Source organism: Algoriphagus chordae, from assembly GCF_003254055.1.
In the GTDB taxonomy this organism is placed as follows: Bacteria; Bacteroidota; Bacteroidia; order Cytophagales; family Cyclobacteriaceae; genus Algoriphagus; species Algoriphagus chordae.
This window is the reverse complement of the sequence record NZ_QKZT01000009.1, coordinates 64,896-90,066: the sequence shown is the minus strand read 5'-3', so window position 1 is coordinate 90,066 and position 25,171 is coordinate 64,896. Positions and strand designations below refer to the sequence as shown.

At 41.0% G+C, this 25,171-nt stretch carries 18 protein-coding genes; 6 read left to right on the top strand and 12 right to left on the bottom strand.

Annotated elements, in window-relative coordinates:
- Nucleotides 1-2: 2 nt before the first annotated feature.
- From LV85_RS11415 to LV85_RS11395, 5 genes are all read right to left on the bottom strand, one after another.
- The gene (locus LV85_RS11415; RefSeq protein WP_111319488.1) at nt 3-1,358 is read right to left on the bottom strand and encodes a lactate utilization protein B; all 1,356 of its coding nucleotides are present in this window, start codon (nt 1,356-1,358) and stop codon (nt 3-5) included.
- Entirely contained in the window at nt 1,355-2,113 is a 759-nt protein-coding gene (locus LV85_RS11410) for a (Fe-S)-binding protein (protein WP_111319486.1), read from the bottom strand. The genes LV85_RS11415 and LV85_RS11410 overlap by 4 nt, the downstream gene beginning before the upstream one ends.
- A gap of 131 nt (nt 2,114-2,244) precedes the next feature.
- Nucleotides 2,245-3,570 (bottom strand): FGGY-family carbohydrate kinase, encoded by a 1,326-nt coding sequence (locus LV85_RS11405; protein WP_111319484.1) that lies wholly within the window; start codon nt 3,568-3,570, stop codon nt 2,245-2,247.
- Between the two features lie 10 nt (nt 3,571-3,580).
- Entirely contained in the window at nt 3,581-4,615 is a 1,035-nt protein-coding gene (locus tag LV85_RS11400) for a GntR family transcriptional regulator (protein WP_111319482.1), read from the bottom strand.
- Nucleotides 4,616-4,669: 54 nt separating this feature from the next.
- Nucleotides 4,670-6,790 (bottom strand): bifunctional aldolase/short-chain dehydrogenase, encoded by a 2,121-nt coding sequence (locus LV85_RS11395; protein ID WP_111319480.1) that lies wholly within the window; start codon nt 6,788-6,790, stop codon nt 4,670-4,672.
- 802 nt (nt 6,791-7,592) lie between these two features.
- On the opposite strand from LV85_RS11395, the gene LV85_RS11385 reads away from it, so the two are divergent.
- The 3 genes from LV85_RS11385 to LV85_RS11375 all read left to right on the top strand — a co-directional run bounded on the left by LV85_RS11385 (nt 7,593) and on the right by LV85_RS11375 (nt 11,594).
- Nucleotides 7,593-8,867, top strand: coding sequence for a TIM barrel protein (locus LV85_RS11385; protein ID WP_111319476.1), 1,275 nt, complete (start codon nt 7,593-7,595; stop codon nt 8,865-8,867).
- Nucleotides 8,868-8,895: 28 nt separating this feature from the next.
- On the top strand, nt 8,896-10,377 hold the full coding sequence (locus LV85_RS11380; RefSeq protein ID WP_111319474.1) for an arylsulfatase: 1,482 nt from the start codon (nt 8,896-8,898) through the stop codon (nt 10,375-10,377).
- A gap of 197 nt (nt 10,378-10,574) precedes the next feature.
- Nucleotides 10,575-11,594: an SMP-30/gluconolactonase/LRE family protein gene (locus tag LV85_RS11375; protein WP_111319471.1), complete on the top strand. Its 1,020-nt coding sequence runs from the start codon at nt 10,575-10,577 to the stop codon at nt 11,592-11,594.
- Nucleotides 11,595-12,191: 597 nt separating this feature from the next.
- Here the strand turns inward: LV85_RS11375 and LV85_RS11370 are convergent.
- Nucleotides 12,192-13,892, bottom strand: coding sequence for a mechanosensitive ion channel family protein (locus LV85_RS11370; RefSeq protein WP_111319469.1), 1,701 nt, complete (start codon nt 13,890-13,892; stop codon nt 12,192-12,194).
- A gap of 119 nt (nt 13,893-14,011) precedes the next feature.
- Between LV85_RS11370 and LV85_RS11365 the strand changes: the two genes are divergently transcribed.
- From LV85_RS11365 to LV85_RS11355, 3 genes are all read left to right on the top strand, one after another.
- Nucleotides 14,012-14,374: a transmembrane 220 family protein gene (locus tag LV85_RS11365; protein WP_111319467.1), complete on the top strand. Its 363-nt coding sequence runs from the start codon at nt 14,012-14,014 to the stop codon at nt 14,372-14,374.
- Nucleotides 14,375-14,458: 84 nt separating this feature from the next.
- Complete coding sequence (locus LV85_RS11360; RefSeq protein ID WP_111319465.1) at nt 14,459-15,208, top strand: NIPSNAP family protein; 750 nt, start codon at nt 14,459-14,461, stop codon at nt 15,206-15,208.
- Nucleotides 15,209-15,278: 70 nt separating this feature from the next.
- Nucleotides 15,279-15,635, top strand: a complete 357-nt coding sequence (locus LV85_RS11355; protein ID WP_111319463.1) for a hypothetical protein — start codon at nt 15,279-15,281, stop codon at nt 15,633-15,635.
- A gap of 133 nt (nt 15,636-15,768) precedes the next feature.
- On the opposite strand, the gene LV85_RS11350 is transcribed toward LV85_RS11355, so the two are convergent.
- From LV85_RS11350 to LV85_RS11325, 6 genes are all read right to left on the bottom strand, one after another.
- A complete protein-coding gene (locus LV85_RS11350; RefSeq protein WP_111319461.1) occupies nt 15,769-19,209 on the bottom strand; it encodes a ThuA domain-containing protein in 3,441 nt (1,146 codons plus the stop codon).
- A gap of 127 nt (nt 19,210-19,336) precedes the next feature.
- Nucleotides 19,337-20,482: a galactokinase gene (galK, locus tag LV85_RS11345; RefSeq protein ID WP_111319459.1), complete on the bottom strand. Its 1,146-nt coding sequence runs from the start codon at nt 20,480-20,482 to the stop codon at nt 19,337-19,339.
- Entirely contained in the window at nt 20,483-21,508 is a 1,026-nt protein-coding gene (locus LV85_RS11340) for a LacI family DNA-binding transcriptional regulator (RefSeq protein ID WP_111319457.1), read from the bottom strand. It abuts the gene before it with no gap.
- A 70-nt stretch (nt 21,509-21,578) separates the two neighbouring features.
- Nucleotides 21,579-22,559: a M28 family peptidase gene (locus tag LV85_RS11335; RefSeq protein ID WP_111319455.1), complete on the bottom strand. Its 981-nt coding sequence runs from the start codon at nt 22,557-22,559 to the stop codon at nt 21,579-21,581.
- Nucleotides 22,549-24,039, bottom strand: a complete 1,491-nt coding sequence (gene cysS, locus LV85_RS11330) for a cysteine--tRNA ligase (protein WP_111319453.1) — start codon at nt 24,037-24,039, stop codon at nt 22,549-22,551. Before cysS ends, LV85_RS11335 begins: the two co-directional genes overlap by 11 nt.
- Nucleotides 24,040-24,161: 122 nt before the next feature.
- Entirely contained in the window at nt 24,162-24,944 is a 783-nt protein-coding gene (locus LV85_RS11325; RefSeq protein ID WP_111319451.1) for a hypothetical protein, read from the bottom strand.
- Nucleotides 24,945-25,171 lie beyond the last annotated feature (227 nt).

Here is a 25,171-nt window from a genome sequence, read left to right as displayed (position 1 = left end):
TTTTATCTATTCTTTTTATACCAGTCTTTGAATGATTCCGAAGGTAGGTCCGGTAGATTTCTGCCTTTTCCCCACGCGTTCAAAGGGTTGTAAATGATGCTATCCGGCAATGTCTTGAGAGAAGCTCTCATCATTTTGCCTGAGATTCTATAGGCAAGTGGACTTTTGAAGATTCCATTGGCCAATTTCATGGATAGTCCTTTCAATGAAGATCCTTGTGCTTTGGTGATTTCTTGTCGCCATTCATAAAGTTGCTCATGGATATTAATCTTCACAGGACATACATCAGAGCAGCTGCCGCAAAGTGTGGAGGCAAATGGCAAGGTGCTGTATTTCTTCATGTCTATCCCTGGTGAAAGAATTGATCCTATAGGACCTGGAACGGTACTTCCATAGCTAAAACCACCACTTCTGCGATAGATTGGGCAGGTATTCATACAAGCCCCACAACGGATACACTTCAGAGAATTTCTGAATTTTTCTCTAGCAAGCTGTTTTGTTCTTCCATTATTTACCAAGATAAGGTGAAGTTCTTTGCCTGGAGATGGACTTCTGAAATGTGAATTGTAATTGGTAATGGATTGTCCTGTGGCTGATCTAGCCAAAAGTCGAAGGAATACGCCTAGGTCTTTTCTTCTTGGAATAAGCTTCTCTATGCCCATGCAAGCGATATGCGTGTCGGCTAAATGAACGCCCATATCAGCATTCCCCTCATTGGTACAGACTACGAATTCACCCGTCTCAGCTACAGCAAAATTGACTCCTGTGATCGCTACTTTGGCCTGCAGGAATTTCTCACGTAAATGTAATCGCGCTGCGTGGGTAAGGTAAACAGGATCTACGTTACCCTTTTCTGTATGTAGTTTTTCGTGGAAAATTTCTGATATATCTGACTTTTTCAAGTGAATGGCAGGCATCACAATATGACTAGGTGGCTGCTTCAGAAACTGAATAATCCGCTCACCCAAATCTGTATCTACCACTTCAATGCCTTTTTCTTCCAAGAATGGATTCAAATGACATTCTTCAGTCAAGATGGATTTACTCTTTACTATTGCCTTGCACTTCTTTTCGTCCAAGATCTTTCCAATGATCTGATTGTGCTCCTCTGCATTTTCGGCCCAGTGAACTTTGATGCCATTAGCAGTAGCATTTTTCTCTAATTCCTCTAGGTAGAAGTCAAGCTTAGAAAGTGTGTGATCCTTAATCTGGGATGCCAGTTCTCGGAGCTTTTCCCATTCAGGAATTTGGTGAATAGTTACATCGCGCTTTTGGCGAACTATCCACAAGGTATCATCATGCCATTTTGCACGGGCTTTATCTTTCAGAAATACCGTTGCATTCTCTGGATGGCTCATGAGATGACTTGGTTTAGGATTTCTGCGAAATGCATAAGTTGTATTTTTTCTTTGTCTCGTGTAGCGATTCCCTGCATGTGCATGATGCATGACATATCTCCACCCACGATGATTTCTACGCCTTTATCCACATGATCTGCTATTCTGTCTTTTCCCATTTGCACAGAGATAGCTTCTTCACTTACGGCGAAAGTTCCTCCAAATCCACAGCACTCATCTTTTCTGGTCAATTCCACGATTTCCAATCCCTCCAGATCTTTCATCAGCTGAAGTGTTTTGTTGAATACAGGTTCATTTAGCTCAGAATCACTTGCGAGTCTCAGTCCACGAAGCCCATGACAGGAAGCATGAAAACCAATCTTGTGTGGGAAACTGCCTTTGATAGAATCGACTTTGAGTACATCAGTGATGAATTCACTGAGTTCGTAGATGTTGGCTTGTAGATGCTCCTGATTTTTCTTGAGCTTGTCTATTTTGGGAGAATGCTCTTTGACATGCAAAACGCAGCTGCCAGAAGGAGCTACGATGTAGTCAAACTTCGCGAAATCACGAATAAATTTGGAAGTTGTATCTGTTGTTTTCGATTCAAATCCTGCATTGGACATAGGCTGTCCACAGCAAGTTTGTCCAAGTGGATAGGTGACTTTGCAGCCTAGTTTTTCCAGCAACTCTAAGGAAGCTATTGCCACATTTGGATAAAACTGATCAATGTAGCAGGGGATAAACAAGCCAATATGTGGGGCGTCTTTTTTCATGTGTTAATGCTGGATTTTTTATAGCCCAGATAGCCAGTTCCGTTTCGGGAGAATTTCGAATAGAGAATCCTCATCCCTTCATGTAGTGACTGAGATATACTCGATTTCATTGGTAGCGTAAATTAAGCCATCTAATCCATTGATACCAGCATGGCGGCACCTAATGCAGAACCATTGGGGAAATCAGATGGAATAATGGTTAATTCAGGGAGCTTTTTGCGAAGCATCTCTACAAAGATATCGTTGGCATTGAAACCACCATCGATGAATAGCCTGCCTACGGGTGCATTGTCTATGACTAGTTTGATGGCGGCAGTTTGTAGCTCAGTGAGCTCGTGAATAAAGGCGTAATATGCTTCGTTGAACTCTTGGAAGCGCGACCAGTTATTTTTGGAGGCTTGAGTCAAGCCATAATCTTCCGCTTTGAGGTAATGAAAATGAATGCGCTTGCCTTCGTGATTTTTTACTCTTTCGAAAAGTGTGTTATTAAATTTCAATTTCTTGTAGGTGCCCTGAGGCATCTGAAAGTATTCGTATAGCTTTTCTACTTGGTATTTATGTTCTTCTCCTATAAATAGTCTAGAGATTTTGATAGGATCACCTTTGATGCTCAAGAATTGCAAGCAATCCCGTTTGAGCTCCTTTTTGGTAAGTTTTGTTTTATTGGAAGGATTGATACAAATAGACCAAGTGCCTGTAGAAAGTAAGGAAAAAGGCTCAGTTTCTTGTTTGATATAGGGCAGCAAGGCAGAGGAGGAGTCATGAACACCGATGCCGCAAGGGATGTTTCCTAGATCTGGCTTGGTCTTCAAAAGGGTGTTCCCGGGGACGATTGGAGGAAGTAGCTTACGAATTTCTTCTCTATCTACCCATTCATGATAATCATTTGCCTCATAATCCCACAATCCTGTGTGACATCCTATGCTGGTGTAGTCAGAGACCATTTCTCCTGTGAAAAGGAAGCTTAGGTACTGAGGGAAATGGAATGAATGCTTTATCCTTTTGAAGGAATCTGGCTTGGTATGCTTGATGAAGTACAACTGCAAACCAGAGTTGAGCATCGCCAATGGGGGAGATGAGGTGGCACGACAAAAGGTCATTTTTCCACCATTCTCTTCATAAAACTTACTCAAAAGATCTTCTGGGAAAGGCTTGAGGTAATCATAAAGCGGAGTAGCGGGAAGACCATTTTCATCCGTATGCACGAAGGAAGCTCCATGACAGGAGAAATTCAAACGCTTTATCTGATAATCAGGGGATTGCAAAGCTTCTTTGAAAGTCTTTAGCATCCATTCTTCTAGTGGAGCCAAAGGCATACTAGGAAAATCATCTTCGTCCGGAATTTGATCTATCCGTGTATATGAACTGTGTACTTCAGTTAAATTTTCATCAAAAAGGAAGAACTTCTTATTTGTCTTACCTATATCAAAAACAGCCGTTACTGGGATTTTACTCATAGTCACGCTATCAAAGCGATTTTCGGATGATCATTTTGAATGGGTTCTTGAGCGGGATTTTATCTTCTTCGCCCATGATTTGATTAGCGATCGTGGTGCCCATTTCTATAAATTCCGTCGAGATAGTGGTGATTCCCTCGGCCAAGATTTCTTTCAAAGGAGTTTCATTATAAGAAATGATTCCTATGTCTTTGCCTAGTTGAAGGTTTTGCTCGCGCGATTTTTTTACAATATTAGCAAGGTCAGTTTCAGCCAATACGATGAAGGAATCTCCCTCATAAAGTTGCTCGTCGTCGATACCGTCAAGGATCAGATTGTTGAAATTGTGGAAAAAGCAAAAACGCTTAAATCCATCAATAATCTCTACTGGATACATGTCTCCTTTAGGAAACACCAATATCAACCTAGAGTATTTTCTCAAGTGTGTAATACCCGACTCTAAGGCTTCCAAAATATCTCTAGCAAAATCCTGATAAACTCCTGGGAATTCGTTTTCATGATCTTTCACGTCACGATCCATTATCAGGAGTTTATCTTTAGGGATTTGCTGAATGAGGTCGTAGCATGTTTCTGGATGGTTATTCTCATCAAAGAAATGTGGTGCTATGACATAGTAATTATAGTGCCCCAAATTGCGCTCCAACAGGTTTTCAAAAATCGTACGATTGTAATGGTGAATCTGTAAATCCACTGTCGCATGATCTCCTAGAGTCTCTACAATAGAATAATAGATAATCTTCTTGTAAGAACTCAACTTATTGAATATCAATAAAACCTTCACTTTGTTAGCCATATTGGTAGAACTCACATAGAAGCCTTTGCCTCTCACAGATGTAATGATGCCACGATCCCGAAGTTCATTGTAGGCTTTTTCTACCGTGTCTCGAGAAAGAAGAAAGTCAAAACTAGTTTCGTTGATAGAAGGAATTCTATCTCCGATTTTGAGCTTTCCACTGTGTAGATCATCTAGTATAAGGTTGACTACCTGCATGTATTTAGGAGTCCGCGAATCCGTGTGAATCTTTTCCGATTTGTCAACTAACATAGCATTTTGGGTTATTGTGGGGTACTAGTGTAATCGAGTATTCCTAATTGTAATCTAGCGCGGGAATGCAGCAGCTAGACCGCCATCCACATTAAGCATATTCCCAGTGGTTTTGCCAAGCTGACCGCTCACGAAGACAAATGCTGCGTCTGCGATGTCGCTGGTTTTCACGCTTTCTTTCAATAAGGTACGATTTGCATAGAACTGAGGCAAATCTTTTACTTCAATTCCATAGGCTTTAGCGCGATTTTCGCCCCATCCACCTTCCCAGATGTTTGAGTTTTCGATCACGGCATCCGGATTCACGACATTAACTTTGATTTTGTCTTCTGCCAGTTCCGCAGCCATAAGCCTAGACATGTGAAGTTGAGCAGCTTTGGCGGTACCATAAGCCACATTTTTTGGGCCAGCTACCAAACCGTTCTTACTCGCAATGTTGACAATATCTCCACCATGACCTTGTAGTTTCATAATTTTGACTCCTGCTTTGGAGATATGATATTGACCCATTACCAAGATGTCATTCAATCTGTCCCAGTCTTGGTCAGAGTGATCTTCGAAAGGCTTGCTGATAGATATACCTGCATTGTTGACCATGATGTCCACTCCGCCAAATTGTAGACAGGTAGCTTCAATGGCAGCTTCTAAGCTTTTTCCATCTGTCACATCCAGCTTCACAGCCAAGAATGCATCCTTCCCGTATTTTTTCAATAAGGCATCACTAGTAGTCTGCAGTCTATCTCCATCGATGTCTGTTACGACTACACAGGCACCTTCTTGGATGTATTTCTCTACGATAGCCAAACCGATTCCACCTGCACTACCAGTTACCAAAGCTACTTTTCTAGAAAGCGCCTGCTCTTTGGGCATTCTCTGAAGTTTTGCTTCTTCAAGTAACCAGTACTCAATATTGAAAGCCTCCTGAAGAGGCAATGATACGTATTCAGATACAGCCTCAGCACCACGCATTACATTGATGGCGTTGATGTAGAATTCACTAGCTACTCGGCTAGTTTGCTTATTTTTTGCATAGCTAAACATTCCCACACCTGGCCAGATGATAATCACTGGATTAGGATCACGAATTGCTGGGCTATTCGAATGCTTATGGTTTTCATAATAATCAGCATACATCTCTCTGTAAGCTTGGAATGCTACATCGATGTCTTCTTTGATAGCTGTAAGGTCGCTGAGATCTGCGTCTGCAGGAATTTCCAAAACCAAAGGAGAAATCTTAGTTCTCAAGAAGTGATCTGGGCAGCTGGTTCCCATAGGAGCCAATTTGCTTAGATCATGACTATTGATGAATTGTAGAACTTCAGGAGCATCTGTAAAAGTACCTACCATAAGATTCTCTGAAGAAGCTAGGCCTCTTAATAGTGGCGCGAGAATGGCCGCTTGACTTTTTCTCTGCTCAGGGGCAAGAGATTGGACTTTCTCTCCTCCGAAAACTGGACGATTTTTACCATAATTCTGTGCCAAGTATTCTGAAGCAGTTTCAATTACTTCCAAGCTATTGATGTAGCACTCATAGGCAGTATCAGCCCAAGTGAATAATCCATGTCCTCCTAGCATAATGCCACGGATTCCAGGATTTTCGTCCAGTGCTTGCTTTAGTTGTAGTCCAAGATCAAAACCTGGTTTTTGCCAAGGCACCCAAGCGATCTGACCATCCCAAAGATCCTTCGTGATTTGCTCTCCATCTTTTGCGGCAGCAATAGCAATCGCAGCATCTGGGTGAAGGTGATCAATGTGTTTGAATGGAAGGAATGCGTGTAAAGGCGTATCGATGGAAGGAGCTTTAGACTTAAGGTCGTAGATGCAGTGATTGAAAAGCTCAACCATTTCATCTTCAAATTCCAAGCCTCTATAAATGCCTTTTAAAGCGCGTAGTTTATCTACATAAAGTCCAGCCAGGCCAGCCTTTGTCAAAGTTCCGATGTCTCCACCAGAACCTTTGACCCACATTACTTCAACTTGCTCGTTGGTTAGTGGATCTGCTTCGTAGGTTTTGCAGCTGGTGTTGCCACCACCGTAATTGGTGATTCTCAGATCGGCTCCAAGTATATTTGAACGGTAAATAAGAAGATCAACTTCTTTGCCCTCAAGTTTGGATGCTACGGCATCATCCCAGAGGTAACTTACATGCTTAAAATTTTGTGTTGTTATGCTCATTGCGTTTTAGCAGATTGTTCTGATAGTGAATATGGGTGAAAATATTACCTGAGGTATCCTGTGCTGTCTTGAATACAAAAGGAATTTTGTTGAATTATTGCTACATAAATAGATGTATTGTTTGGGTAAAATAGGATATCTGACTAATTGTCTTTTTTCTGATGTGTTTTTCCAAATTTTATTTGGAAGCTAGGCAGTAATATAGCAATTGGAAAATTTGCTCTGAATAGCTTTTTGCTCTGATTTTTTTTCGGTCTAGCCGAAAATTTCTATTGACTGTGAAAGCTAAAAAGTAATATTCAGAATTCATGAAGTTCTGTTACTCACTAACAAAGCATTTAATGCTATTTAACTTCTACCATTGATTAGCTTCTAGAACAAAGTTACGATTCATGAGTTTATAGAGTGCAAACTTAGACTTTGGTTGCGTATTTGTTTGATATAAAGATTAAGCAAAGAAATGGAGTGCCTCTTTTAGATAAGGATAGACTGGATTTTCATAGTTCGAATTGCTCTGATCTTCACATGATCAAATATCTCCATAGTTGTGAGGATTTGAAATTCAAGTGAATTATGATTATTTTGACCCTTCAGCTCTGTTATACAGTATGTTATAAGCATAAGTTGAATTGGTTGGCTTAGACTTGTACTGTCACATATAGGTCTGAGGTAAATACCTTCGCTGGAGACCTCCTTCTTACATATGAAGACGTATATTAAGCTAGTAATACCTTTCTCGGAGAGTTTGAATTGTCCCTTTTTTGAGCAAATCGAGTACCCAAGCCACATTGATTGATAAATTATGAGAATTACTAAAGACCAGATAGCATCCTTTTCTTCCAATGACTTTCATGCGCGTTCCCTTGATCTTTTGCGCGAGCGATTCTCCCAGCAGGATGTGGATTTTGAAGAAGTCGTTCGTAAGATTCAGGCTTTTCAGATTGCTATTCCAAGTGCCGCCTTAGGTAATGGAAAAGCAAGTAATAAGCGATCTAGAACTGGTGGAGAACCTAGGGATTTGAATGAAAAACTAGAGGATATTGGGCTATTGCAGCAATTGACCAGCAAGACCAACTCAGTATCTGTATACATACCTTGGGATTTGCCAGAGGATTACAGAGAGGTGAAAGGCCTGGCGAAAGAGCTAAATCTGAAATTTGATACGATGAACAGTACTAGTTCACAAGATCAAAATCAGAAGGAATATGCCAAACTGGGCTCCTTAGGAAATCCTGATAAAGCTATACGTGAAGAAGCCATTGCGCATAATGAGGACGTAATCAACATTGGAAAAAATCTAGGTAGTAAGGGCTTGACTGTTTGGATGGCAGATGGAAGTAATTTTCCTGGCCAATCAAATTTCCGAAATACGCTAGGCTGGACTGAAGAGTCACTGCGTGAAATCTACGAATTCATGCCTTCCGATTGGGATTTGATGCTGGAGTACAAGCCTTATGAGCCCAATTGCTATCACACCGTAGTTCCTGATTGGGGGACTTCTTCTATGCTTGCCAAGCGATTGGGATCTCGGGCCAAGGTATTGGTGGATCTGGGGCATCACCTGCCAAAGACTAATATCGAACAGATTGTGGCTACACTGATGTATCAAAACCTACTTGCGGGATTTCATTTTAACGATAGTAAATATGGAGATGATGATCTGAATCCAAGTAGTATCAAGCCGTATCAGTTGTTCTTGATTTTCTGCGAATTGATAGGCGGAGATCAGGATGGTGTGCAGAATTGGGATAGTATTTCTTGGATGATAGATGCTAGCTACAATACCCAAGATCCCCTGGTCGATTTAATTCAGGCTTTAGAGGCGATTACGATCGCTTATGCCAAGGCTTTGTTGGTAGATCGAGAAAAACTCCGTGAATGCCAGCAGAATGGGGAAGGTTCCCGAGCACAGGAGATTTTGCAAATGGCCTATTTGACAGATGTAAGACCATTGGTCTGTGAAGCAAGAGTACAGGCTGGGGGAGTAGCGGAGCCATTAGAGGCCTATAGGATTTTGATGATTCGTAACAAATTGGTTCAGGAGCGTGGAGCGAAATCATACAATTCTATTTTTTAGTCAGAAGTAAATATTATTATCTTCGGGCATGTTAAAACGCTATTTCATACCCCTCACATTTCTAATTATTTCTTTGTCAGCCTTGTTTACTAGTTGTACAAACAAAGAAGAGAAGACAGCTGAAGTTGAAAAAAAGACAAATATCATTTTTATACTCGCAGATGATCTCGGGTACGGGGATCTGGCTTTCTTAGGTCAACAATACATAGAAACCCCAAACATTGACCGACTTGCAAAGGAAGGGATGTTTTTCACCAATCATTATTCAGGTGCTACGGTATGTGCACCTTCAAGGTCATCTTTTTTGACCGGTTTGCATACAGGTCATACGCCTATTAGAGGGAATAGAGAAGTTCAGCCAGAAGGTCAGTACCCGATGCCAGATTCCGTAGCAACAGTAGCTAAGGTTATGGAAAGTGCTGGCTACAAAACTGGTGCTTTCGGTAAATGGGGATTGGGATTTGTCGGTACCACAGGCGATCCAAATCAGCAGGGTTTTGAGCAGTTCTATGGCTATAATTGCCAGCGATATGCACATCGCTATTATCCAGCACATCTGTGGCACAATAGCGATAAAATAATTTTGGAAGGAAATGAATGGTTAAATAAGGAGGTCTATGCACCCGATGTTATTCAGAAAGAGACTATCTCATTTTTAGAAAATAATAAGGATAACCCATTCTTTCTATTTATGCCTATAGTGATGCCACATGCAGAACTAGCGGCGCCAGATGATGAAGTTTTTCAAAAGTACAGAGCGAAATTTGGTGATGAGGTACCACATCCAGCAGGAAAAGGGACTGAATACGGACCTGATTTGAATATTAGTGCTTACCAGTCACATCCCTATCCGCATGCGGCATTTGCTGCCATGGTGGAGAGAATTGATCTTTATGTAGGTGAGGTTCTTGCGAAACTTGATGAATTGGGCTTGACAGAAAACACCTTAATTATCTTTGCTTCAGATAACGGCGCTCATCAAGAGGGCGGTGCTGATCCAGACTTTTTTGATAGCAATGGACCTTATAGAGGACACAAGAGAGACTTATATGAAGGAGGGGTGAAAACTCCAATGATTGCTTGGTGGCCAGGTAAAATTAAGGCAGGTTCACAGTCTGATCATATTTCTGCTTTCTGGGATTTACTACCAACTTTTGCTGACGTAGCTGGAGCAACTGTACCAAATGGAATCGATGGGATTTCTTTCTTGCCAACCTTATTGGAGCAGGAAGATCAGAAGGAGCATGAGTATTTGTATTGGGAATTTCACGAGCAAGGTGGTAAGCAGGCTGTGAGACAAGGCAAATGGAAGGCTGTGAAGCTGCAGGTTTTTGGGTCTGAAAACCCAAGGATAGAGCTTTATGATCTTAGTGTTGATATAGGGGAGGAGCATGATATAGCTGCTGATAACCCAGAAAAAGTAAAAGAACTGGAAGCTTTGATGAATGCATCACATGAGCCAAACCCTATTTTTGGTTTTCTTCCATCAGAGCGAGAAGCAGCAAAATAGGATTGGTTGCAAAAAGAAAAGGCGGAGAATTACCCCCGCCTTTTCAAACCCAATCTATTTACTGTTAAACCTATGAATAATTGAATATATTAATCCGATAGATATTGACTGTCCCTCTCTGTCCTGTTTTAGTCTTATCAAATCATAATATTGTTGCTTGAGTCCAATTTTCTAGGAGATAAATTAAATAATAGGCCATGAGAATTTCAAGTTTTTTATTGTTGCTAAGTACTTCCTTGGCCTGTACGGGTCCAAAGAATAATACTGAAGCTCTGTCAGTGGGGTCATCTTATAAGACAGTTGGGTCTGTGCTGCGAGTGGATTCAGTTGTAAATTCCTTAATTCCTGAAGGAGCTGAAATAGAGGTTTTGGCTTCTGGCTTCGAGTGGTCGGAGGGACCGCTATGGCTTGCTGATCAGAATGCCTTGCTATTCTCAGATGTTCCAACCAATAAAATCTGGAAATGGACAGAGAAAGACAGTTTGACTTTGTTTTTGGAACCTTCTGGATATTTGGGAACTGAGACTAACAAGAAGGAGCCAGGATCCAATGGCTTAGCTTTGGATGCGGAAGGAAATCTGATTCTTTGCCAGCATGGGGAAAGAAGAATTGCAAAAATGAATGCTACACTAACTGCGCCAAAAGCTGATTTCACAAGCATAGTTTCAGATTTTGAAGGCGCTAGATTCAATAGTCCGAATGATCTTGTCATCAATAAATCTGGTCAACTGTTTTTCACTGACCCTCCTTATGGTTTGGATGATTGGAATCCAAAGGAGTTGGATTTTCAAGGAGTATATCGTTTAGATACCGATGGGAGTTTGAGTCTGTTATTGGATAGCTTGAATCGGCCAAATGGTATAGGGCTGAGTCCTGATCAGCAAACCCTCTATGTTGCTCAATCTGATGCACAAAAAGCGAGGTATTATGCTTTTGATTTGGATCAGAATGGGGATGTATTGACTGGGAGGGTTTTGTTGGATGTGACATCAACTGTGGGAGATGATCATCCTGGTTTACCGGATGGTTTGACTGTCCACAGTTCAGGGGTTCTCTTTGCTTCTGGGCCTGGTGGGATTTGGTTGATCAGTTCTGAGGGCAAACATTTGGGTACGATTCAAACTGGCCAGGGTACTTCCAATTGTACTTTTGATGCTGATGAGTCCTATTTGTATATGACTGCCGATGCCTATTTGATGCGCATCAAGATGAACTAGTCTGAAATGTTATTAAAAAGTTGATAACCATCAAATTAGAGTGGATAAACCTGTTGATTTAGAACAATATTTGGTGGAAAGATGGTGGGAAAATAGCCTGTTGAAAAGTTGTGATTCGGTAAAATTAGGGAGATATTTATTAGACCAAGTAAGAGATAAAAAGACCGAGAATACGATCTCGGATACAGATTGAAAACTCTAGATTGAAACATGAATGGTCATAGTCCTTCGGGAATATGTCTGAAATGGGTTACCACAGAAATGTAGATTGAAGTCTTCAATACCGCAAGGTGTAGAAGATATAGTTTGATAATCAGTATTATGAATCTGGGCAACTGGAGGAAAAGTCTATCAACAGTAGCTTGGCTCTTTTTGATGATTAAGGTTATCAATAAGAGAAAGGGAAACAATCGCAAGAGGGTTTCCCTTTTTGCATTTTAACTTCTTCGGATTTTGTCCTGATCCCGGATCCCCAAATTCTAGTTTCATTTTTCAGTGGTTTCATCCTAAGTGCACTCGCATCTCAAATTTGATCTGGAGAAAAAACAGGTCAGAATTTTTGTGTGGTCTTCAAGTCCATATGCTACAGGCAGATGCTTATTCTTTAGGCTTTTCAGCTTTGGAAGCTCCTTTATCTGAAGGGACAATTTTGTCCTCTGGCAAATAGCTTGGCGGGATAGTGAGTTGATTTCCATCACGCTCAGCACGATAGTGAGGAGACATGATTTCTACCTCTGCTTCCGTAAAGGCGTCTTGGATAAATGAGTGAAGATCGGAGTAGATTACCGCAGCTTTTTCAGGAGCATTGGTATAGGCATTGATTTGATAGCTCACATAGAAATCGTCTAAGCTGGTTTGCAAAACAAAAGGAACAGGTTCCTTCAGGATTCGGTCTGTTTTTAGTGCAGCTCCTATTAATAGCTTATGCACCTCTCTCCAGGGAACGTCATAGCCAATAGTGACCGTAGAGTGAAGTATCAATCCTGGACCATTTGCCTCCGCAGAATAGTTTATGGTCTTTCCAGCCAGTATGGCGGCATTTGGAATAGTTACTTCCTCGTTTTTGATCGTACGAAGTCTTGTGACTAGCATAGTTTTTTCAATCACATCACCTACTGTGTCACCGATTTTCACGCGATCACCTAACTTGAAGGCACGCATATAAATGATCACCAGACCTGCGATAATATTACTGATGGCTGAGGACGAACCTAGGGAAATCAATAAACCAAGAAATACACTAACTCCCTGAAAGGCTGGTGAATCTGAACCTGGTAGGTAAGGGAAGATTACTATAAAAGAAAAAGCAATGATGATAATCTTGAACAGGTTGAATGTTGGTTTTGCCCATTCTGGGTAGAATCCAGGAATAGACAAATTGCCGCTTTCTACCTCTTTTGAAACAATGTTTATTGCCTTCACAAAATAATACGTGATCACAACTACTACCATGATCATGAAAAGCTCATCTAAGTAGCCTATGAATCCCAGAACAATAGATTTGACAGGAGAAGTAATGTAGTCGAGCAGGGTCGTTGCAAGGCCTTTGGTAGCAGGGAAAATGCTGAAAATAATAGGGAGTGAAAGGTAAAGCAGCAAGATGATCATGAAGATCTTAAGCACTCGCATGATTAGAAAAAACAATTTTTCTTCCCGTGCAGCAGATAGGATTTCAAAGTTTTTGATTTTTACTCCTTTGAAATACCTATGCCATTTCCGAAGGATAAAATCGATCAACTTATTGAATCCCTTGTTAATGAATTTCACTAGGAAATACAGTACGATAAAGATCCCTAGTAATATACCTGTTCTTGTAAGGTTTTTGATCAGATTCTTTTCTCCGTAATGCCTAGTATAGCTGCTCTTGATGGCGGCGATGTATTCTTTGGCAAGCTGGGCTTTGTCTTTACCAAGTGCTTCAGCATCATTCTGGGTGATGCTGGAGATTATCTGCTCACCATGTATAATTTCAACTGAGAGATTATCCTCGTAGAGTGTCAAAATCGCAGTGTCAAGCGCATCGTTCTCAATGAGCAGTGCGAGCTTATTGCTTTGATTTGAGGCTCTTTCAGCTGCTGAGAAAGGACCAAGTTTGGAGCTGATATAAAAAAGCGTGTCAGTGAAAAATACTACGGGGTATTTTTTCACTCCTATGATTGGAATGCTATCTGATGGAATGGTATCCAACTTTACTGTCTTCTGCTGGGCGCTTAGGTTGGATGAAAAAGTAAAAAAGCAACAAATGATCAGAATTAAATTGAAATTCTGTTTGCTGATTGGAAGAAATTTAAAGATCATATGTGCCCCTAATTTTAATAGGTCAATAAAGATAAGCAGTATAATTTGCAAGATCGAACTGCAAGTAAAGTAAGTAAATTTCTTTGTTTTCTGTAATTTTGACGAAAACCCTACCTATTATGAAGTTTAACAAGATCTTTTTTGGACTATGGATTTTCATCTTTGCACTATTTGCCTATTGGCAGTTTAATGATCCTGACCCTGAGGTTTGGGTGAGTATTTATGCAATGGCTATAATATTTTGCGTTTTAGGAACACGTGGGATTTTTCCTAAGATTCCATTAACTGTAGTGGTGACGGTTTGTCTCGCAGGTGCGATATACTTTTACCCTGGGGGTATTGGAGATTGGATATCACAGGAAGTAGAACAGCATGACTTGACTATGAAAACTCCACAGATGGAAGAAGCTCGGGAGACTTTTGGGCTCTTGATCGTAGCTTTGGTGCTTAGTCCAGCACTTTGGAAGGCTTGGAAAAAATAAGCTTGAGAATAAAGGATCTCGTTTTTCCTCAAAAGGTGTTTTTTATTATCCTGTTAACTTTAACTTGCCTTAAACCCAGTAGCCATGAAAAAATCAATTTTAAGTGTTTTAGCGATGTTTTTAACCATTGCAAGTTTTGCGCAGCAGCTAAGCAATAGTAGTTCTACTTATTTCGAAATAAGAAAATACTACGCCAATGAAGACAAACTACCGGATTTGATCAAGAGGTTTGAGGATCATACGATGACGCTTTTTGAGAAAGCTGGTATGGAAAATATCGCATACTTTCTTCCAGTTGAAAACACGGATAATTCTTTGACCTATATATTGGGCTATCCTGATGAGAAATCCAGAGATATCATGTGGGGAAAGTTTGTGAATGATCCGGACTGGAAAAAGGTTTTTGAGGCTTCAAGAGAAAATGGTGCTTTGGTGAAATCCGTTGATCAGACCTTTATGAAATTGGCTAAAGGGCTAAATGATACTCCAAAACCTCAGGCAAGTGGGATTTTTCAACTTAGGACTTACACCTGTTTGGATGGAAGATTGGATAATCTAATTACTCGATTCAAGGATCATACACAAGATTTGTTTGAAAAGCAGGGCTTACGAAATTATCCTTATTGGGTGACTGTAGAGAAAGATGGTAGTCAGCCAAAGTTAGTTTACTTACTTGCAGATAAAGATCAGGCTTCATTTGAAAGGGATTTCCAAAATTTTGCAAAAGATCCAGCTTGGGTGAAAGCCAAAGAGAATTCTGAAGCTGATGGGAAGATTGTGGAGAAAGTTGATGCAGTGTTCTTTAAGACTTTGCCTTTTTCGCCTTTGAAATAATCTTTTGAGTAGCGGATTGCTACTCAGCTCCGTAAAGGGTTCAAATGCATTTTTCACTAAACTCTCTACAATGAAAAAGTCGATTTACCCTATTTTATTCTGTCTATTGTTCAGTTTTGCTTGCGAAGAAAAGGATGATCCAGCTACAGTTTGTGGTGTGAGCGATCCTATAGAGAGTCTACCATGGTTGAAGCAACTCGTTGAGGAGGCATCAACAGCTGGTTTGGCGGAATATTCTTATATCAGCAAAGCCAAATACAATGGGCATAGAGTATTTTATTGGGGTTCCTGCTGTCCTCATTGCAATTGGGCATTAGTATTATTGGATTGCTCTGGGGAAAAAGTGAACGGGGATTATACCTTGAGCGATCTCCAAGAAATCGAAGTCATTTGGCATTTGGAAAACTCACAATGCAATTTCAATTGATAACTAATGAGGGGTAGTTTTTTATTCATTTAATCAGTCTGTCTTTCATTAGCTTTAAAAACTACTTTGAATTACAAAAGAAAAGCCATCCCGAATAATCGAGATGGCTTTTCAAGTTATTAGCTTGCAGGATTTACTTTGCGTTGAAAATTACTCCCGCTAGTATAAATGTTCCTGCTTCACCGCCATTAAGTGTTTTGGTGGTGATATACAAGCTGTGAACCTTGCCATCGGCAGTTCCAGTTACTGGGATAGTAAGTGCTTCGAAAGCAGGAGCTCCTGCTGGGCCAGTCATAGGTCCTTGGTTATATTCCTTAGATCCTACTACCTGTCCTTCTGGGCTATCCAGTCTAAGTTCAAAGAGGAATCCATCAGTCAACTTAGCGGTCGCCGCTGTGTTAATAGTCACAGAGCTGATGCCAGTCAAGTCTACTTTTGAGATAGCAAATGATGCTGCTGTAGATGGAACCATTAATAGGTTTTGACCATCAAAACTCATTTTGCTGAATCCTCCCGTAAGTTCTGATGTAGTTGCCAGATCCACTGTATTACTAGATAATAAGTAAGAAGTAGAACCAGTTAAAGGTTTGATATTCTCCCCGCCTTTGTCCGTGTAAGACGCACTTAGCATAAGGACTCCAGTTGGCGTAGCTGTTTTACCCATGGTTGGATTGACAGAGCCTGAGTTAGGAAGGCTTTCTTGGGTTACCCCGTCAAGGGAAAGGATGTAACTGATCAAGGCATTCAATTCAGATTCTGGTAGATCAGGATTTGCAGGCATCGCTGTTTCTCCCCAAACTCCTCCGCCACCATTCCTGATCTTATTTTTCAGATAAGGAATATCACTATCAGTGTACTTCTTCGCAACACTAGTATAATCTGGTCCAATCGAAGCTTCAGCTTCCTTATGACAAGTTTTACAGGTTAAAGAAGATACCAACGATTTGCCTACCATGGCATCCGTCATAATCTTATGGCCTTGACTAGCCTCAGCTTGATCGATACCTTCTAAGTAATCAGCACTGACGAAAAGATTATCTATATCTCCTGCTGCATCAGCATGATCCTCATCGGTCACAGTCACTTCATAAGCTACAGGCTTACCAGGGAAATAGAAAGCTTTATTGCCTTGGATCGTAATCGACACTTCTGGTGCGATGTTGCCGGAATAAACCGCAACAGGTAATCCCGCACCTTTTAGGCCTGAAGGGTCATTAGCAGTGATAGTCACCACATATTCACCTACTTTATTGAAGGTATGTGTGAGTGTTGGCTCTTCTGTAGTTTTAGTTTCTCCATTGCCAAGATCCCAAGTGTAAGTCATTGGATCTCCTTCAGGATCTGAAGCTTTAGCCGAGAAAGTAGCAGTCAAAGGATTTGAACCAGAAGTCTTGTCTACAGTGAGCTCAGAAACTATCGGTGCTCTGTTGCCTCCGTTGTAATCAATTCGGAAAAGACCAGAGTCAGCATTTTTAGAGAACCAACCATTTCCATATTCCAATCCATAGATATGTCCGTCTGGACCCATTTCCATATCGATCAAAGCATTGAACTTGGTATCTGCCATAAATGGATCCATTTTGTCGTAATCACCAGATTCCGTCATGGAGACTACTTTGATCCAGCCTCGAACCCAATCATAAATAATCAGTTTGCCATCAAAATAATCAGGCAACTTATTGTCCGCAGAGTACATGTCAGAATAGTAAATCGGTCCAACCATTGCATTTCTACCGCCTGTGCCCAAAGCTGGAAATTCAGCGGATTCTCCATATGGATACCAGATGAATGCAGGCTCTGTAGGAGGTAGTTTCTCAATACCATTGTTGTTTGGCGAGCTGTTCTGAGGGCCGGTGATATCATATAGCTCTCCAGAAGTTCCATTAGAATAATCGTATTGACGATATGGATAATTGTCACCAATCACATATGGCCATCCGAAATGTCCTGCCTTACGCGCTTGATTTACTTCATCATAGCCACGTGGACCTCGGGTCTCTGTGCTGTCTCCATTTGCATCCGGGCCAACCTCACCCCAGTATAAGAATCCAGTTTTTTGATCCACAGCGATTCTGTATGGATTTCTTAGACCTTGCACATAAATTTCAGGCTTAGTGCCTTCCGTTCCAGCTGCATATAGGTTTCCTTCAGGAACCTCATAGCTGCCATCCTCTTTTACTTTGATTCTAAGTATTTTACCTCTTAGGTCATTGGCATTGCCTGAGCTTCTTCTCGCATCAAATTGTTTGTTTCCAGCTCTACCATCCAGTGGTGCATAGCCGCTGTTTACATAAGGAGTATTTGACTGGTTGAAAGGAGTAGAGTTGTCACCAGTCGATAGGAACAGATTTCCATCTGCACCGAAAGCGATTGATCCTCCTGTATGGCAGCAAATCTGTCTTTGAGAATAAAGCTCAAGGATGATTTGTTCAGAATTCATATCCCAAACACCATCTTTAAATTTGAATCTAGAAAGTCGATTTACTTCCTTAGCAGTAGGGGAATAATACACATACACCCAATTGTTAGTAGCATAATTAGGATCTTTTTGAAGACCTAAAACACCTTCTTCAGCATTTACTCCCTGTACGGAAGTCTTCCAATACACATCCAGTTTGGCAACTTCAGTGATTTCTTTCGTCTGACTATTGTAGTAAAGAATCTCGCCTCTTCTTTGAGAAACCAGCACATTTAGATCTGGAAGTACCGTCAACTCAGTAGGCTCTGTGAAATCACCTACAGCAAGCATAGTTTTTTCAAATCTATTCGCTTCAGGTACTTTTTTGCTTTTTGCTTTAGAGAAATCCAACTCATTATTTCCACCAATAGCATATTCAATTCCAGCTAACAAGTGCTTCAGGTAAAGCTCTTCTGTGTATGATTCATTGGTATGACCACCTCCAGTATAGAATGCACGTCCACCATCGTAATCATGATACCAGGCGATAGGGTGCTCACCCATGTCAAAACCGCCTTTGTATGAATCTTCATCTAAGGTCAATAATACATTAACCTCTGGGTTCATTTTCTGATAAGAATACCATTCGTCAGTTCTTTCCCAAGAACTAGGAAGGAAAGAAGTAGCAGCGTTATCTGCATCCACTACAGTTATCTTACCTGCCTGCACATTTGGATTTGGATCATTGATTCCTGGGTGATCTACGAAATATCCACCCACTAGGCGGTTGTACCAGCCCCAGTGATATTCGGTGTCCGCTGCGGCATGAATGCCAACAAAGCCTCCTCCGGCTTGGATGTAGCGCTCAAATTCAGCTTCCTGCACATGATCGAGTACATCTCCAGTGGTGCTGAGGAATATTACTGCCGCGTACTGAGATAAGTTCTCCTCGTTGAAACTAGTCCCTTGAGTGGTTGTGTCCACCTCAAAGTTGTTTTCTGAGCCGAGTTTTGTGATTGCTTCTATTCCTTTTGGAATGGATTCATGGTGAAATCCTGCTGTTTTGCTGAAAACAAGTACTTTAGGTTTGCCAGAGCGGGAATTACAGCTCCAGAAACCTACGCTCGCTATCAGTCCAAGTAGCAGTAGGCTTCTTAGGTTTTTTGAGAAATTCATAGGTTTTCAAATTTTTGGGTAAGTAGGGAATAAACTCATTTCAGAGTTGCGCCCACAAATTGGGGATTTTTTTTATAAAAAGTATATTAATTGTCATTTTGAAACAATAGACGGTGCTATAGAATAATCATTCGAGGATTCTGGCTCCTTGGGAAAGTGCTACAGGAATAAAATCAGCCTCAATCTCAAAGTTTTCTTTATAGGCTGAGTACATAGCTTTTTCAAAGTTCTGTAGCTCTGAATTGCTTACTAAATTGATCGTGCAACCTCCAAAACCTCCGCCCATCATCCTTGATCCTATTACGCCAGGTAATTTCCAGGAATGCTCTGCTAGAAAATCAAGTTCGGCACAACTCACCTCAAAATCTGTACTGAGACTTTGATGAGATTCTTTGAGCAAATTCCCGAAAACGATTAAATCACTCGCATGAAGGGCATGTGAGGCTAAGTTAACTCGGTCGATTTCTGTGATGACATGTTTAGCCTTAGGATATAGATCTGCGGGTAAAATAGCTTTTACCTTTTCCAAATCTTTCACTGGTATGTCTCTCAGCGTTTTGGCATCCGGATACGATTCCCGAAGTAATTGAACACTCGCTTCGCAAGCCTCTCTACGCTTATTATAAGCAGAGTCAGCAAGCTGATGTTTTACTTTGGAATTGATGAGTATTAGCGAATGATCACCTAAATCTACTTCAACTTCAAAGTGCGTATTAGTCCGACAATCCAATAGTAAGGCTCGATCTTTTACGCCAAATGCTGAAGCGTATGGATCCATGATGCCACAGTTTACACCAGCAAATAAATGCTCGGATTTTTGGGCATAAAGAACAATTGATCTCTTGGTTATAGTCAACTTAAACAATTCCGTCAAAGCCATTCCCACCGCCACAGAAAGTGCCGCTGAGGAGGATAGTCCGGAAGCAGGAATATTCCCCCCGAATACTAAATCAAAGTTGCTTAAGTTATAACCAGCCTGCTGGAGTTGTGAGACCATACCCATGGTATAGTTTGCCCAGTGTCCTTTCTGTGGTGAAAAAGAATTGATTTCAAAGACAAATTCCTCTTCAAAATCTTCGGCATAAAGCCTGCTGGAGGATTTGTCGCTTTTCTGGATGGCTACCCAGATTCCCTGAGCTACTGCAGCAGGGAAAACTAGACCTTCCTGATAATCTGTATGCTCACCTATTAAATTGATTCTACCAGGAGCGAAAGCCACAATAGGATCAGTGCCAAAGTGATTTCTAAAGGATTGAGAAATTTTATTTTTCATCTACTGAAGGGCTTTGGTTGATTGGCGTGGAACCAAGGTGGTTTCCAATACTATGGAAATAGGATCATCGGATGCTTGGCCGTCTAATTGGTCGAGCAAATGAGTAACAGCTAATTTTCCCATTTCATAGCCTGGCTGAGCAACTGTAGTCAGAGGGGGCTCTACCACGGCAGCGGTGGGATTGTTCGTAAAACCTGCTAGTGCCATGTCCGTTGGGACTTTGATGCCCATGGCTTTCCAAGAGGTCAGAATATCGATCGCAACAGGATCAATCATACAAAATACACCGTCAGGGCGGTTTTCCATGTCAGCGATTTCTTGCGCTACTTTGATATTTCCTTCGGTGGTCAGATCAGATATTTTTACCAAGGCCGGATCAGCGGTTATACCAAATTCGCTTAGCGCATGGAGATAACCTTCCTTACGCTTTTTACTAATGTATAAATCCTCAGGACCTGAGACATACATGACACGTTTGCAACCAGTTTTTATCAAATATTTGGTGACTTCATAAGCGCCACCTTCATCATTGAACGTAACCCGAGATACTGGAATATCTTCATTTACTCGGTCAAAAAGCAAGAATGGAATCTCTCTATTGTAAAGATCCAGTAGGTGATCGTATTGATTGGTTTCACGACTCAAGGAGATCAGCAACCCATCGACTTGAGAAGCTACTAAAGTCCTGATATTCGCTTTTTCCAGTTCCAAAGTCTCATTGGATTGACATATCATCACATTGTAGCCACGCTTATTTGCATGGTCCTGGATGCCAGAAATACAGGAGGCAAAGAAATGCGAAGTGATCTCGGGTACGATTACTCCAAGTGTATTCGTTCGGCTGATTCTTAGGCTTTGAGCAAGGAGGTTTGGCTGGTAATTCATCTCCTTGGCCATTTCCACTATTCTTTTTTTAGTGTCAGGATGCAGCTCTGGAGAATCTTTCAGTGCTCTGGAAATGGTAGATACGGAAACCCCCAGTTTCTTGGCGATTTCTTTCATCGTAACCTGATGACCTTTTTTCATAGAAAAAACATTTAACTATACACTACAAACCCTCCAAATTGGACGATTCTAAGCCAGAAAGATAAGCTTTTTACTCTTGGTACACAGTAAATAGAACAGTTTCTCCCACAGCCTGCAAAGTTCTACGGTTTATGATTTCCATATTATCCGAATGCTTATGATGGTATTGACCAAAACCATAATCTGGGGAAAACTCGATAATATCAATCATCGGGATTTTCGCAAATTCATTTACAAATAAATGATCATCTGTGATTTCTGGAGAATCTTTGTAAATAAAAAAGTCTCCTTGACCAATCTGAGCAGCATTGTCCCAAACTTTTTTCAAAATTCCTGAGGCATACTGACGAGAATAACCTTCTCTATAAAAGCGTGCTCCTTTTGCGCCAACCATATCCACCAAAATGCCAAAATAAGCAGAGTAATTAGGCTTATGCTTGTTTTTGGACCAGTGCTGAGAACCTAGGCACCACCAGTAATCCTGCTCAGTATTTCTCATAGTCGTGCCTTCTGGCTCGCCATCATCCTCGCCATCAAATAATATAATGTCAATTCCAACCTCAGGCTTAAGTTCTTGAGAACCGATCACACGCGCGATTTCCATCAAGACAGCCACTCCGCTAGCTCCATCATTGGCGCCATCGATAGGTTCATCGATTCGATCGGTGTCTTTATCAGCGATTCTTCGCGTGTCCCAGTGTGCTGCCAAAAGTATTCTCTTGGTCGCTTCTGGATTGTAGGATGCGATAATATTGCTTAGACCCCAGGTAAGTCCATCGTAAGTTTTTGCTTCGAAATCCTGGGTTTCCACTGTAAAACCATAGTCTTCAAACTTAGCTAAAAGCCAGTTTTTAGTGGCTTCATGCGCTTCAGTTTCTGGTACTCGTGGACCGAAATCTACCTGTTTCTGAACGAATGCATAAGCAGAATCTGCCGAGAAAGTAGGGTAGGGCTTCGCTGGAGCTTTCGTTACAACATCTGCTTTCTTCTCCGCACTGCCACATGCCCAGGTCAGTGCCAGTAAGCCTACCAACCAAAGTCTATTCTTCATATGCCCAGTCAATTTTATCCTTCATGTCTTTCACTACGAAACCTATGGCTTTCAAACCAGCTCTGATTTCGTCAACTTTTGCGTAGTCTCTGGCAGTTTTAGCCTCAGCATACAATTGCAAAAGTAAATTCAGCATCTCATTTTGACTGTCTGATTTTTCTTCGATCAATCCTAATATATCGGAAACGAAACTGCTGAATGTCTCAATTAAATTTTTGAAAACTTCCTCGCCAAATACCGCTGGATTCAGTTGGCCAGTGTACATGGAGTTGATTTTCTTCAACAAATTGAATAGATGTCCAATCGCCTGCGCGGTGTTGAAATCATCGTCCATCGCTCTGTAAGCATTGGTGATGATTTGCTGAACCTGTTTGATTTGCCCCTCATCCTTCTCGATATCACTAGCCTCAAATTTCAAGATCTTGGCAATTCTCAAACCATTAATTAGCTTTTTATATCCCTTTTGAGCAGCCTGAAGCGCTTCATTGGAAAAGTCCAGCGTAGAGCGATAATGTGCCGTCAGAATGAAATAACGGATCGTCATTGGGCTGTAAGCCTGCTCTAGAAGTTTGTGGCTTCCAGTGAAAAGCTCCTGCAAGTTGATGAAGTTGCCTAGTGACTTGCCCATCTTCTGCCCATTGATGGTGATCATATTATTATGCATCCAGTACCTGGCAGGATCCTGATGATTGCATGCATTTCCCTGCGCGATCTCACATTCGTGATGAGGGAAAAGTAGATCCATTCCACCACCGTGGATGTCAAATTGCTTGCCGAGGTATTTGGAACTCATGGCAGTACACTCTAGGTGCCATCCCGGAAAACCAACTCCCCAAGGAGAATCCCACTTCATAAGATGTTCAGAAGAAGCATTTTTCCAAAGGGCAAAATCAACTGGATTACGCTTTTCATCTTGACCATCCAATGTTCGACTGCCACTTAGTAAGTTTTCCAAATCACGACCTGAAAGCTTACCGTAGTTGTTGGTTTCGTTGTATTTCATCACATCGAAATACACAGATCCATTTACTTCATAGCCAAAACCCTCTTTCAGGATGGCTTCTACTAAGGCAATCTGCTCTGGTATATGACCTGTTGCGCGAGGCTCGATGCTCGGTTTCCAAGTATTCAAAAGTGCCATATCTCTATGGTAGCTGTCCGTATATTGTTGGGCAACTTCCATAGGCTCAAGCTGTTCTAGCTTTGCTTTCTTAGCGATTTTGTCTTCACCCTCATCTGCATCTCCTTGTAAGTGACCCACATCGGTGATATTTCGCACGTATCGAACTCTGAATTCCATATGGGTCAGGTATCGATTTACTGTGTCAAAGGTGATAGCAGGACGAGCGTGACCTAGGTGAGCATCTCCATAGACCGTCGGTCCACAGACATACATGCCTACGAAAGGCGGATTGATGGGTTGAAACTCCTCTTTCTGGCGTGAAAGCGTATTGTATAATTTGAGATTATTCGACTTCATTGGTTGAATCTGTACTAAGTATCAAAAACCAACAACGGATCTGACCCGAAATTGATTCAGGCTGCAAAATAGCGGATTCAAACGGGGAAATGAAAGGGAATTAAATTTAGCTTGTATACCAGTCAATTCGACAGGCTGTAGCTATATATAGTTTTAAAATAAGGAGAAAAGCCATATTCCGGATAAAGTTCTAATTCTTCTGTCATTCTATCTTGATTATCAAAAGAATAGACAAACATTGGCTCTAAATTATCATGGCTGGAAACAGGAATAGATTTGGATATGAGTTTCCCACTTTCGTCGTAGATATAATGCCAATCTCTGATAGGAGATTCTAGCTGATCAGAAATACCCCAGATTTGGCGTGTAATTCTACCTGCTTCGTCGTAATAAAAGTAATAGCCCTCCGAAAGATTTGTATTGGGTCCAAAAATGATTTCGCTGACAAGTGCCTCATCATTATAATTATAAAGCATGTGGATTCCCCCATTTCTTGTTATTTGATGTAAGCTTCCATCTGAGTTATAATGGTATTTGAAGGTTTCTGTCAATTCATATCCGCTATCGTCTTTTGGATAGGCATTTTTTTCCAAGAGTAACCCATCTGAATAAACGAAAAGAACTATGCTGGTCGTATCTAATGATTCGTTGAGGTAAACATTCAATAACTCATTTTCCTCGGAGTCATAATAGATGTCATTATGATTAATAAAACTTTCCAGTTGATAGTGAGTGACCCGATTGGGCTTATTCTCTGACGGAACAGCTTTTAGTAATAGTTGTTCCAAGGAATAGTATGGTTCTATTTTGGCTTCCAAAAAATCTTCCTCCTTTGGGCCAACCTCACAACTAGCAAGTAATAAAATTACACTAAAAGCGAAAAAGGACTTAAGATTATTTTTCATATGCTAAGTGTTTTAAAATCAAGCTTATAAAAATAGGGGATAATGAAAAATTAACGTGAAAAAGGGTGTGATATTTTGAGTTCCTGGAAATTATTTCTTTAGGATTTCAAACTCGTTTTGACTGCAAATTGATCAAGGTGGATTAGAGTGGGGAATTGATGCTTGGAGTTCTTAATTCAAACTCTGCAGGTTAATTTTCTTTTTTCATTCTTTCTTGCAATCGTTTT

Bases quoted from the DNA above. Each gene is read 5' to 3' on its own strand.
- LV85_RS11415 (WP_111319488.1), bottom strand. From the start codon at position 1,358: ATGAGCCATCCAGAGAATGCAACGGTATTTCTGAAAGATAAAGCCCGT.
- LV85_RS11410 (WP_111319486.1), bottom strand. From the start codon at position 2,113: ATGAAAAAAGACGCCCCACATATTGGCTTGTTTATCCCCTGCTACATT.
- LV85_RS11405 (WP_111319484.1), bottom strand. From the start codon at position 3,570: ATGAGTAAAATCCCAGTAACGGCTGTTTTTGATATAGGTAAGACAAAT.
- LV85_RS11400 (WP_111319482.1), bottom strand. From the start codon at position 4,615: ATGTTAGTTGACAAATCGGAAAAGATTCACACGGATTCGCGGACTCCT.
- LV85_RS11395 (WP_111319480.1), bottom strand. From the start codon at position 6,790: ATGAGCATAACAACACAAAATTTTAAGCATGTAAGTTACCTCTGGGAT.
- LV85_RS11385 (WP_111319476.1), top strand. From the start codon at position 7,593: ATGAGAATTACTAAAGACCAGATAGCATCCTTTTCTTCCAATGACTTT.
- LV85_RS11380 (WP_111319474.1), top strand. From the start codon at position 8,896: ATGTTAAAACGCTATTTCATACCCCTCACATTTCTAATTATTTCTTTG.
- LV85_RS11375 (WP_111319471.1), top strand. From the start codon at position 10,575: ATGAGAATTTCAAGTTTTTTATTGTTGCTAAGTACTTCCTTGGCCTGT.
- LV85_RS11370 (WP_111319469.1), bottom strand. From the start codon at position 13,892: ATGATCTTTAAATTTCTTCCAATCAGCAAACAGAATTTCAATTTAATT.
- LV85_RS11365 (WP_111319467.1), top strand. From the start codon at position 14,012: ATGAAGTTTAACAAGATCTTTTTTGGACTATGGATTTTCATCTTTGCA.
- LV85_RS11360 (WP_111319465.1), top strand. From the start codon at position 14,459: ATGAAAAAATCAATTTTAAGTGTTTTAGCGATGTTTTTAACCATTGCA.
- LV85_RS11355 (WP_111319463.1), top strand. From the start codon at position 15,279: ATGAAAAAGTCGATTTACCCTATTTTATTCTGTCTATTGTTCAGTTTT.
- LV85_RS11350 (WP_111319461.1), bottom strand. From the start codon at position 19,209: ATGAATTTCTCAAAAAACCTAAGAAGCCTACTGCTACTTGGACTGATA.
- galK (WP_111319459.1), bottom strand. From the start codon at position 20,482: ATGAAAAATAAAATTTCTCAATCCTTTAGAAATCACTTTGGCACTGAT.
- LV85_RS11340 (WP_111319457.1), bottom strand. From the start codon at position 21,508: ATGAAAAAAGGTCATCAGGTTACGATGAAAGAAATCGCCAAGAAACTG.
- LV85_RS11335 (WP_111319455.1), bottom strand. From the start codon at position 22,559: ATGAAGAATAGACTTTGGTTGGTAGGCTTACTGGCACTGACCTGGGCA.
- cysS (WP_111319453.1), bottom strand. From the start codon at position 24,039: ATGAAGTCGAATAATCTCAAATTATACAATACGCTTTCACGCCAGAAA.
- LV85_RS11325 (WP_111319451.1), bottom strand. From the start codon at position 24,944: ATGAAAAATAATCTTAAGTCCTTTTTCGCTTTTAGTGTAATTTTATTA.